The following is a 12,057-nucleotide window of genomic DNA, read 5'->3' on the forward strand; positions in this document are numbered from 1 at the left end:
TATGGCTAAAGTATTAGTAGTAGGAAGCGGTGGTAGAGAGCACGCTATCGCTTATAAATTCCATAAAGAAGGTCACGAAGTACATATGGCAGGGATTAATCCTGCAGTCGAAGAATTTGGAGTATGTGTAGCATTAACAGAAGACCAAATACCAAGCTATGCAAAAAAAAATAATATCGACCTTGTCTTCGTTGGACCTGAAGTACCACTAGTTAATGGTTTAGTAGATGAACTGCAAAAAGTAGGTGTCCGTGCCTTTGGGCCATCAAAACTTGCAGCACAACTAGAAGGAAGTAAAGTATTCTCAAAAATGATGATGAGAAAATACAATATTCCAACAGCAAAATATGAAAGTTTTAACGATTATGAATTGGCAAAAGAGTACTTAAGCAATCAAAAAGCACCTATCGTCCTTAAAGCAGACGGACTAGCTGCAGGTAAAGGAGTAATTATTGCTAACACTCTAGAAGAAGCTCAATTTGAACTTAAAGAAATGATGTGTAATGCAAAATTTAATAAGGCTGGATCTAGTGTTGTTATTGAAGAATTTCTTCAAGGTGAAGAATTCTCACTTATGTGTTTTGTTTCTGATAAAAAGGTCTATCCTATGGAAATTGCACAAGATCACAAACGTGCATTCGATAACGATGAAGGTTTAAATACAGGTGGAATGGGAGCATATTTACCACTTAAGAAAATTACTCAAGATGACATTGATGAAGGTGTTAGAAATGTTGTTCAGCCTATGGTTGATGCTATGAGTGATGAGGGAATGCCATTTTACGGAATACTGTATGCAGGTCTTATGAAATGTCAAGATGGTGTAAAAACTATTGAATTTAACGTTCGTTTTGGAGATCCAGAGAGTGAAATATTACTATTATCATTAGAAAGTAGTTTATACGAAATAGCAAATAATATTATCGATGGCAAAGAAGTAGAGTTGAAATGGAGTAAAGATGCCTTTATCGGTGTCGTAATGGCAGCGAAAGGATATCCGGAACACAGTGAAAAAGGGGCTGTAATACATGGCTTAGATAAAGTGTCTACACCAGTATTTCATATGGGGACTAAGCGTGTAGGTGATGATATAGTAATTAATGGTGGCCGTGTATTATTAGTCTGTGCACAAGGAAAGAGCTTGCAAGAAGCATATAAAAAAGTGTATAATGAGATAGTAAAAATAGAATGTGAAGAACTATTTTACAGAAAAGACATTGGTCATTTATCTTTATAGTATTTTTAGATAAACCGATTGAAAAATAGAACATCAGGAGATTATTGCAATGATTGAAAGATATAGTAGAGAAGAAATGCGTAATATCTTTAGCGATGAGAATCGTTTTAAAGCATATTTAGAAGTAGAACTTTATGCGACAGAAGCTTGGAGTACATTAGGGGTTGTACCAAAAGAAGATGTTGAAAAATTATTCGCTAATGCAAAATTTGACCTACCAGGAATTTTAGAATTAGAAAAAGAAACAAAACATGATATAGTAGCTTTCACTCGTAATGTTTCTAGTTATCTAGGTGATGAGAAAAAATGGGTGCACTATGGATTAACATCTACTGATGTTGTTGATACTGCTTATGGATATTTATATAAACAAGCTAACGATATCCTTTACAGAGATTTATTAAATTTCCAAGAAGTATTAAAAGAAAAAGCATTACAATATAAATTCACACCTTGTATCGGACGTACTCACGGAGTGCACGCTGATATTAGTAGTTTTGGATTGAAATTTGCGCTTTATTATGATGAATTTAACCGTCATATTAAACGTTTCAACGAAGTAAGAAAAATTATTGAAGTAGGTAAAATCTCTGGAGCTGTAGGTACATTCTCAAATACACCACCAGAAGTTCAAGACTATGTTTGTGAAAAATTAGGAATTGAATCAAGTAATATTTCAACGCAAACTTTACAACGTGATAGACACGCAGATTACTATGCAACATTAGCGTTAATCGCAAGTTCAATCGAAAAAATCGGAGTAGAGATTCGTCACTTACAACGTACAGAAGTAAGAGAAGCAGAAGAATTCTTCTCGAAAAATCAAAAAGGTTCAAGTGCAATGCCTCACAAACGTAATCCAATCTCAAGTGAAAACATGGCAGGATGTGCTAGAATCATGCGTGGATATATGTTTGCAGCTTACGAAAATATTCCATTATGGCATGAACGTGATATTTCTCACTCAAGTGCAGAAAGAATCTTAAGTAATGATGCAACAACATTATTAGACTACATGCTAAATAGATTTACTAATGTTGTGAAAAATCTAACAGTATTTACAGATAACATGATTAAAAATATTTATGCTACTAATGGTGTAATCTTCGCTCAAAGAACTATGAGTAATCTTATTGAAAAATACTCATTCTCACGTGAAGAAGCGTACGATTTAGTACAACCATTAGCGATGAAATCATGGTTCGAAGGTATTCCATTTAGACAACTACTTGAAGAAAATGAAACTATTAAAAATACAGTCTCTAAAGAAGTACTAGATAGTTGTTTCGATTTAAATGTACACCTTGTAAATATTGACAAAATATACAAACGTATTCCAGGATTGGAAGATTAAAATAATAAAATAAAACTCAAAGAAAAGAGGTAGATTAAATGAAGTCAGACTTTCAAATTTCAAACGAATGTGAAAAGAAACATATTGCTGAAGTAGCAGGTAAATTAGGGATAAAAGAAGAAGATTTAATATTATACGGAAATCACAAAGCAAAAATCCAAACAAAAATTATTAAAAAAGACATTAATGACGATGCAAAACTAGTATTAGTTACATCAATTAATCCAACATCAAGTGGAGAAGGGAAAAGTACTGTAACTATCGGTTTATCTGATGGATTAAATATAATCGGAAAAAAATCTTGTGTAGCACTACGTGAACCATCTTTAGGACCTGTATTAGGAAGAAAAGGTGGAGCAGCTGGTGGAGGATATGCTCAAGTAGTACCGATGGAAGACATTAACCTTCACTTTACTGGAGATATGCACGCTATTACTACAGCTCACAATGCAATCGCAGTATTAGTAAATAACCACGTATTCCAAGGAAACGAATTAGAAATAGATAAAATCGTCTTTAACCGTGTAATGGACATGAATGCACGTGATTTACGTCATATTAAAGTTAATGCTGGAACAGACCTAGAACGCCTTGATGGATTCGATATTACTGTAGCTAGTGAAGTAATGGCTATTCTATGTCTATCAGAAGGGATTGCTGATCTTAAAGAAAAATTAAGTAATATCCTTGTAGCTTACAATAAAAAAGGTGAACCAGTTTACCTAAAAGATTTGAAAATTGAAGGTGTTATAACTTCATTATTAAAAGATGCAATTAAACCGAATATTGTTCAAACATTAGAGAACAACCCAGCGATTATTCACGGTGGACCATTCGCAAATATTGCGCACGGATGTAACTCAATCTTAGCTACAAAAACAGCTTTAAAATTTGCTGATTACGTTATTACAGAAGCAGGATTCGGAGCTGACTTAGGGGCTGAGAAATTCTTAAACATTAAATGTCGTAAAGCAGGTCTTAAACCAAAAGCTGCTGTGGTAGTTGCTACTGTTAAAGCATTAAAACTACATGGTGACATTGAAGAAAAAGATCTAAAAGAAGAAAACTTAGAAGCATTAGCTAAAGGTGTTCAAAACTTAGAAAAACATATCGAAAACTTACGTAAATTCAATTTACCGATAGTGGTAGCTCTAAATGTCTTTGTTACTGATACAGAAAAAGAATTAGCATTCTTAGAAAACTGGGCAAAAGAACAAGGTGTAGAATTCTCTCGTACAGAAGTATGGGAAAAAGGTGGTCTTGGTGGAGTAGACCTAGCAGAAAAAGTAGTAAAAGCTGTAGAAGGAAATGACAAAGAACTACAATTATTATACAAAGATGAAGCTTCAATTACTGAAAAAATCGAGACAGTATGTCGTGAGATTTATGGAGCTGATGGAGTTAACTTCTCTGATGAGGTTAAAGCTGAAATCGAAAGAATCGAAAGACTTGGATTCAAGAATCTACCAGTATGTATGGCGAAAACACCAGCTTCATTAACAGATAATGCGAAAATCAAAGGGCGTCCTACAGGATTTAACATTACTATCAACGATGTTAAACTACGTAGTGGTGCAGGATTCGTAGTAGCTTATGCGAACAAAGTGTTAACAATGCCAGGACTTCCAAAAGTACCAAGTGCTTTAAATATCGATATCGATGAAGAAACAGAAACAATCATAGGAATCTTCTAATATAAAAAATACGACAGATTAAAATAATAAGAATTAAGTAACTTGAGAATTAGTATAAACTGATTCTCAGGTTATTTTTTGTATTTATGTTCAGTATTAAATATCTGATATAGTTGATAATTGTTTTTAATGAAAACGCATAAAAGTCTATAGACTGTGAAAATAGATTAAATTGTCCGATAATTTTGAGTTTTTTATAAAAAACGGTTGTAAACGTCTGTATTTGTGATATAATTATTAATGGAAAAAATAATTGCTTTCAGGAGGCGTAATTTATGTCAATAATCGTAGTAGTAGGTTCACAATGGGGAGATGAAGGTAAAGGTAAAATTACCGACTTTTTAGCAGAACGCGCTGATGTAATTGCTCGTTATCAAGGGGGTAACAACGCAGGACATACTATTAAGTTTGATGGAAAAACTTACAAACTTCAATTAATCCCATCTGGAATTTTTAATGAAGAGAAACTTTCAATTATCGGTAATGGTCTTGTAGTAGATCCTAAATGGATTTGTGGTGAGATCGATAGACTAAAAGAAAGTGGAGTAACTTGTAAGGGACTAAGAATCTCTAATAGAGCACACGTAGTATTACCATATCACTTAAAACTTGATGAGGTTGAAGAAGCTCGTCGTGGAGTAAACAAAATTGGTACTACTAAAAAAGGTATCGGACCATGTTATGTAGATAAATACAAACGTTGTGGTATCCGTATCGCTGATTTATTAGATGCTGATCTATTCAAGAAAAAATTAGAACAAAATCTGAAAGAAAAAAATGAACTATTCGAAAAAATCTATGAAACTGAAGGATTCACAGTAGAAGAAATCTTCAATGAGTACTTCGAATATGGAAAACAACTAGCTCAATATGTTACAGACACTTCTAAAGTATTAGAAGATGCACAAAATGAAAATAAAAACATCTTATTCGAAGGTGCACAGGGGGTAATGTTAGACATCGATCACGGTACATATCCATATGTTACATCATCTAACCCATCTGCAGGAGGAATCACTGTTGGTAACGGATTTGTTCCAACAAACGGACTTAAAGTATTAGGTATTTCAAAAGCTTATACTTCACGTGTAGGTGATGGACCATTCCCAACTGAATTATTTGATGAAATTGGTTCTAGAATTCGTGAAATTGGACACGAATATGGAACTGTAACAAAACGTCCACGTCGTATAGGATGGTTTGATACTGTAGTAATGCGTCACTCAGCTCGTGTATCTGGAATGACTAATCTGTCAGTAAACTGTCTAGATGTACTTTCAGGTCTTAAAGAACTTAAAATATGTACAGCATACGATTATAAAGGTGAAATCTTAACTGAATACCCAGCTAATGAAAACATCATTAAAGATTGCAAGCCAATCTATGAAACATTACCAGGATTCGATGAAGATATTACAGGTGTAACATCACTTGATGAGCTTCCTGATAACGCAAGAAAATATTTAGAAAAAATCGAAGAATTAGTAGGTGTTAAAATCTCTGTATTCTCTACTGGACCAGATAGAACACAAACTCACCTACTTGAAGATTTATGGAATTAAAATAAAATGAAATGATAAGTAGACTTCGAGGTAATTATACTATACCTCGAAGTTTATTTTTGTAAAAATTATATTGAAAAATACAAAAAAAGGTGACGAAAATGTCACGTAGTGTAGTTATTTTTATAGATATAGAGAAAATAGATTAGAATATGACGTATTTGTCACGTAATTAAAATAAGTATTAATTAAATGGTAAAATATATTTGAAAAGACTATTTTAATAATCTTTAATGTATTTATTTGTAGAAAAAAATAGTTATAAATTATTCTTAATATTAAAATTTAGGAGATAAGAAATGGATGAAAAGAATTTGCATGGAAGTATTTTTAAAAAACTTAGAGAGGAGAGAGGGTATAAGTTAAAAGATGTCGCAGGCGATGTAATCTCTACGAGAACATTAATGCGCTTTGAAGCTGATGAAACTAGTATTTCAATTGCAGTTTTTGAGAAATTATTGGAAAATTGTGGTATAGGGTTTCTGGATTATTTAGTATATTATTTTGACAATGCTTATATAGAAAATTCTGAATTTTCGAAAAAACTTAGTGGATATGTGCAATCTGGTTCTCAATCAAAGATAGTAAATGAATGTAAAAAGGAACTAAAGAAAAATAAAATTGGACTATCAAAAAGAATAGATATTTTATCGATTATACAAGCATCAAATTGGAGAGAAGAGGATAGAGAAATATCTGATAATAAGAGAATAATTAGGGAGATAATTGAGTCAACTAATAAATTAGGTTGGAATGAAATAATCGGACTTAACTTTTTAATAGAATACTCCTCACGAGAAGAGTATTCTATTGAATATATCGATAGAATTATTGTAGAGTGTTTACAAAATATTCCTGTCAGGAATTATCTGAGTCAATATGTTGGTAGTGCATATTGTAATTTATTAATTGGATCGTTAGCATTTTTATCAAGAAATGGTTATTATGAATTAGTTGAAAAAAGATGTAAGGAGGCAATTGAAGTTTTTGATGAACAATCCTTTTTAATAGAAAAAACGAATTTTTATGTAGAAGTACTGAGAATTTTAGCTACAGTATATTTACGCCAAAATAAAAAAGAAGGTATTGATCTTGCTAATAAGGTTTTAAAATATAAAAATATTGTTGCGGAAATTACTGGTGATGCTTATCATAAAAGGTTAAGAGACGCCGCTTATAAAAATTTTTATGAAGTAAATAAAACAGGTTTAGACATAGAATTTTAAAAATAAATAAAAAAAATAGATTTTTTAAGAAATTGATTTGCTATAAGCGAATTAGTTTCTTTTTTTGTTTTTAGAAAACTTAAAATAATATGTACTGTAAAAAATTTAGAGGACATATTTGTCATATTGAGAAGATAAATGAGTAAAATATGAAGTTTATATTCAGTAATGTGACGATTTTTTCATGATTTATGTTAACCCTAATATTATATGATAAAATTATTTTTATAAAGTGATTGTTTACATATTTTTATGGAGGAAATTAATTATGATAAAAAGAAAGCAAAGATTTTCTTTAAGAAAAAATAAAATCGGAACAGCCTCGGTATTATTAGGTTTAACGATAGTAGGAGCTAGTTACACTGGATCACAAGTTCAAGCAGCGGATGTCCCTGTGGAGACAACTGTTAAACAAGATAAAACATATACTGTCTCTGATGAACAAGTATTAGATGCAAAGAAAAAAGTTAATGATAAAAAAGTCGAAATCGATAATAAAACTAAAGAAGTAGACCTTAATAAAAATGAAATTGCAACTACTCAGAATGAAAAAAATGAATTAGAAAAAAAAGTTGATTCTTTAGTAAAGGATATTGACGAAGGTAAAAAAATAACACCAGATGTAATTGAAGGTGTGAAAAATGATATAAAAAAAGCTGAAACAGATAAAGCTACTAAAGAGCAAGAATTTGACCAAGCTCAAAGAGATAAAGCGGCTAAACTAAATGCTAAAAATACTGCAGATGAAAAAGTTAAAGATGCTCAAAAAGCAGCAGATGAAGCAGATAAAGATGTAGATCTTAAGAAAAAAGCATTTGACCCTGGACAAATAGATATAGCGAAAAATAAATTAACAGAAGCTGAGAAAATCTTAAATGAAAAACAAAAACAAAATGATAATGCTCAAAAAGAATTAGATGACGCTAAAGTACACGACGAAGATTTAGCAAATCGTAGAAATGATGCAAACACTGATTTAAATAATAAAAAACAAAATAGAGAGGAAAAACAACATTTATTAGATGAAGCTAAACGTAAACAACAAGAAGCTAAATCGGCTGTTGAAAAATTTCCATACCCAACTAAATTCTTAGCAACCAAAGAATGGTTAGATGCATTCAATAAATTCAGAAGTATTCATAATGAAAGGTTTGATATGAAAGCATGGGAAGCTAAAAATCCAATCACTGATGATACTGATCCAGAAGAATATGCAGCAAGAATGGACAAAGCTATGGATGAGTTCTATGCTGACAAAAATAGCCGAGAACTTGACATGATTAAAAAACTACAAGTTATTGAAAATAGCCAACCAAAGGCGAACTCTTTAAAATACGGTAACAAAACTGATGATAAAATTACGTACGAAATCAACAACTTACCACAAGATGTACATCTTGAGTTATCTCAATACTTTGCACATTTAGTAAATGATGCACGTTCTCAACTAGGTATCTCAGATAAAATCAAAGTTCACTTAGATGCTATTGAATTCGCTAAAGAAGTTGCTAAATCTGTAGTGGACAATAACGCAACAGTTGACGGACACTTCGGGCGTGGTATCAATGATGCTGCGCGTAAACGTGGACTGGCTACATCAGCCGACCCAGGTGTTGATACAGAAAAACAATATTATGAAAATTTAATGGTTTCAAAAAGATCTGACAACACAGTAACACGTTCTGAACTATTTGCTTATCTATACAAATACTTTAATATTTTCATGCACGAAGGGGCATTAAGCGGACACTACAACCATGCATTATCACTTATTAGTTCTAAGAATGTAGGGGTTTCATTCTCACACTTACAAGATGGGACATTTAAACTACATGCAATCTCAATTAACCCAGGATTTGTTAAAAACGATAACGACAATGTAGAATATGAAAAACGCTATGGTGCAGCTACATTACTTGATAATGTTGATTATCCAGACAGAGACGTATTACAAAAAGCATACGATGATGCAATAAAAGACGTTGAAAAAGCTACACAAGAATTAGATAAAGCGACTAAAGACGTTACTGATGCTCAAAATAAAGTTGATGAGTTAAGTAAAATTAAAGAAAAAACACAAGACGCACAAATTAAATTTAATAAAGCTGCAAAAGATTTACAAGATGCAGAAAAAGAAAAGCAAAAAGCTGAAGAAAATTTAAGGAATGTAACAGCAGATCAAGATTCTAAACAAAGAGCATTAAACGATGCGTTAAATGTTCAAAAACAAAAACATGATGAATTAAATAAAGCTAAAGATGATGCAAATAGAGCGCAAAAAGAATATGAGGATGCTCTAAAAGCTTGTAAAGATAAACACGAAGATTTGAAGATAATTCTAGATAAAATCCAATCTTTAACTAAAAAGAAAAAAGATATGGAAGATAAAGTAGCTAAATTTGCTGACAATGAAAAAGAGCTTGTTAAAGTAAAAGCTCAACTTCAAGATATAGTGAATAAGCTGACAAATCTTTTACAAACTCAAACAAAATTAAGCGATCAATTACAAAAATTAATATCTGAATTAAAAGATTTAGAAAAAGAATATAATCGTTTATTACAAATCTATACAAATGAACGTATGCAAGAGCCACCTATAGATCCAAAACCTTTTATAGATATTAAAGAAGAAGTTAAGGAAGAAGAACTTGACTATAGAACTGTAGAACAAAATGATCCAACATTAGAAGAAGGAAAACGTGTCGTTAAAGTAAAAGGTAAAAAAGGTCGCAAATCAATTAAAACAATAACACTATCAGAAAATGGAAAAGTATTAGATGTAGTGACTCAAGAAACTATTCTTGAAGATGTTGTAGATGAAGTAGTTTTAGTGGGAACTAAGAAACCAGGAGATAAACCAGAAGACAAAGCTCCAAGTTCATCTAACAACCAACCTGACTTACAACGTCCAAGTGTTAATTCAAATGGTTTAAAAACTTTACCTAATACAGGTGAAAGCCAAAGTGGAATGGCAACAGTAGCAGGTTTAGTAGCCTTAGCAGTAGCTGCAAGACTAAGAAAAAAAGATAAACAAAACTAATTATGAAACTAATAAATGTGAAATATTAGTATAGATCACAATCCTACATTAATTTGAAATAAATATTTAAACCTCGAGGTATAAAGTAATTATACCTTGGGGTTTTTGTTCATATATATTTTGTGAGAGTAAATTTATAAATCATCAAGTTATATAAATTAATCAGAAGAAATATTTAAGATTTATGGTAAAATATAAGTATATTATTATGGAGTTATTGTAATAAATATCTTTACATTTAAAAATGTACTTAATAAACATATTGATTGTTGAATAACTAGTATAGGAGATGAAAATGAACGAGAAAAATATGCATGGAAGTATTTTTAAAAAAATAAGAGAGGAAAGAGGATATAAGTTAAAGGATGTCGCAAGTGGAGTTATTTCTACAAGAACACTTATTCGATTCGAATCTGATGAAACGAGTATCTCTATTGCAATTTTTGAAAAATTATTAGAAAAATGTGGTATTAGTTATGTAGATTATTTGGCTTTTTACTATGATTATGCTTTTGAAGAGAATACTGAATTTGTACAGAAAATGCAGATGCACATACAATCAGGTTCAACATCAAAAATAGTAAATGAATGTAAAAAAGAATTAAGGAAAAATATTATAGATTTTGATAGAAGAATAGATATTTTAGGAGTTATAGATAGTTTAAATTGGAATGAGAACATAGAATTATTTAATGAAAATAAGAGAATCATTAAGGAGAAGATAGAGTCTACGAGTAAACTAGCATGGGATGAAATATATGGATTATTAATTTTAATAAATTCTGCATCAAGGGATGATTTTTCAGTTGAGTATATAGATAGAATAATAGAAGAATGTTTAGAAAATATTCCTTTTGGAAATTATATGAGTAAATATTTAAGTACTGCCTATTGTGATTTATTACTTGCCTCTTTGGCATTCTTATCAAGAAATGGTTATTATCCCTTAGCTGAGAAACGATGTAATGATGCGCTAGATATTTTTAATGAACAGATATTATTAATAAATAGATCGAATTACTATATTTCTGTTATTTCAATATTGTCTAAGTTATATTTACGTCAAAATAAAAGAGAAGGGGCAGAACTTGCTAATAAATTATTAAAAATTCAGAATTTAACTAATGAACTTACTAATGATTCTTTTCGAAAAGCGTTAATGGATCAAGGATATAAAGCTATTTGTGAAATAAATAAAACTGATGTTGATCTTGAATTTTAATAGTTTTAGAATATTTAAAAAAGTTGAAGAAACTAATTTGTTATGTAGCGAATTAGTTTTTTTGTTTGTGAAAGTTATTTTTAAATGTAATATTTATAAGACAGTTTTGTCATATTAGAGTGATAAATAATTAGGGTAATGGATATTAGAAAAAAAGTGACTATTTCTTCATGATTAATGTAAACAATAATTGTCCATTATACTATATAAAATTAAAAATTTTGGTTATACATAAATTAATCACAAAAAATATTTAAGATTTATGGTAAAATATAAGTATATTATGATTATGTGTAGTTATTATTATCTATGATTTTATACGAATATTTTACAATAGAAAAATATAAATAGAAAAATATTGATTGTTTAATAACTAATCTAGGAGAAAAAAATGAACGAAAAAAATATGCATGGAAGAGTTTTTAAAAAGTTAAGAGAGGAAAGAGGGTATAAGTCTAAAGATGTCGCAGGTGATATTATTTCAACAAGAACATTAACACGTTTTGAAGCAGATGAAACAAGTCTACCTATTGCCACATTTGAAAAATTATTAGAAAATTGTGGTATATCATATTTAGACTTTTTAGTGTACTATTATGATTATACTGAAATAGAAACTACGAATTTTGCAAATAGAATGCAGTCGTATTTACAAACAGGTTCTTCATCGATGATAGTGAATGAATGTAAAAAAGAATTAAAGAAAAAAGACATTTCTTATA

8 protein-coding genes are annotated in these 12,057 nt (G+C 30.5%); all 8 read left to right on the plus strand.

Annotated elements, in window-relative coordinates:
- The first annotated feature begins 1 nt into the window (after window position 1).
- Window positions 2-1,237, plus strand: a complete 1,236-nt coding sequence (gene purD / locus O3801_RS04810) for a phosphoribosylamine--glycine ligase (protein WP_371454239.1) — start codon at window positions 2-4, stop codon at window positions 1,235-1,237.
- Between the two features lie 49 nt (window positions 1,238-1,286).
- Window positions 1,287-2,591, plus strand: coding sequence for an adenylosuccinate lyase (purB, locus tag O3801_RS04815; RefSeq protein WP_371454240.1), 1,305 nt, complete (start codon window positions 1,287-1,289; stop codon window positions 2,589-2,591).
- Window positions 2,592-2,629: 38 nt separating this feature from the next.
- On the plus strand, window positions 2,630-4,285 hold the full coding sequence (locus tag O3801_RS04820) for a formate--tetrahydrofolate ligase (RefSeq protein ID WP_371454241.1): 1,656 nt from the start codon (window positions 2,630-2,632) through the stop codon (window positions 4,283-4,285).
- A gap of 275 nt (window positions 4,286-4,560) precedes the next feature.
- Window positions 4,561-5,847 carry an adenylosuccinate synthase gene (locus O3801_RS04825; RefSeq protein ID WP_371454242.1) on the plus strand — a complete coding sequence of 429 codons (1,287 nt, stop codon included), beginning with the start codon at window positions 4,561-4,563 and terminating at the stop codon, window positions 5,845-5,847.
- Between the two features lie 299 nt (window positions 5,848-6,146).
- Window positions 6,147-7,073 carry a helix-turn-helix domain-containing protein gene (locus O3801_RS04830; protein ID WP_371454243.1) on the plus strand — a complete coding sequence of 309 codons (927 nt, stop codon included), beginning with the start codon at window positions 6,147-6,149 and terminating at the stop codon, window positions 7,071-7,073.
- Between the two features lie 268 nt (window positions 7,074-7,341).
- Window positions 7,342-10,113, plus strand: a complete 2,772-nt coding sequence (locus O3801_RS04835) for an SEC10/PgrA surface exclusion domain-containing protein (protein WP_371454244.1) — start codon at window positions 7,342-7,344, stop codon at window positions 10,111-10,113.
- A 295-nt stretch (window positions 10,114-10,408) separates the two neighbouring features.
- Complete coding sequence (locus tag O3801_RS04840) at window positions 10,409-11,335, plus strand: helix-turn-helix domain-containing protein (RefSeq protein WP_371454245.1); 927 nt, start codon at window positions 10,409-10,411, stop codon at window positions 11,333-11,335.
- A 391-nt stretch (window positions 11,336-11,726) separates the two neighbouring features.
- On the plus strand, window positions 11,727-12,057 hold a 331-nt coding region (locus tag O3801_RS04845), incomplete at its 3' end, for a helix-turn-helix domain-containing protein (RefSeq protein ID WP_371454246.1).

Source organism: Gemella sp. 27098_8_149 (assembly GCF_041433745.1).
Lineage (GTDB): Bacteria > Bacillota > Bacilli > Staphylococcales > Gemellaceae > Gemella.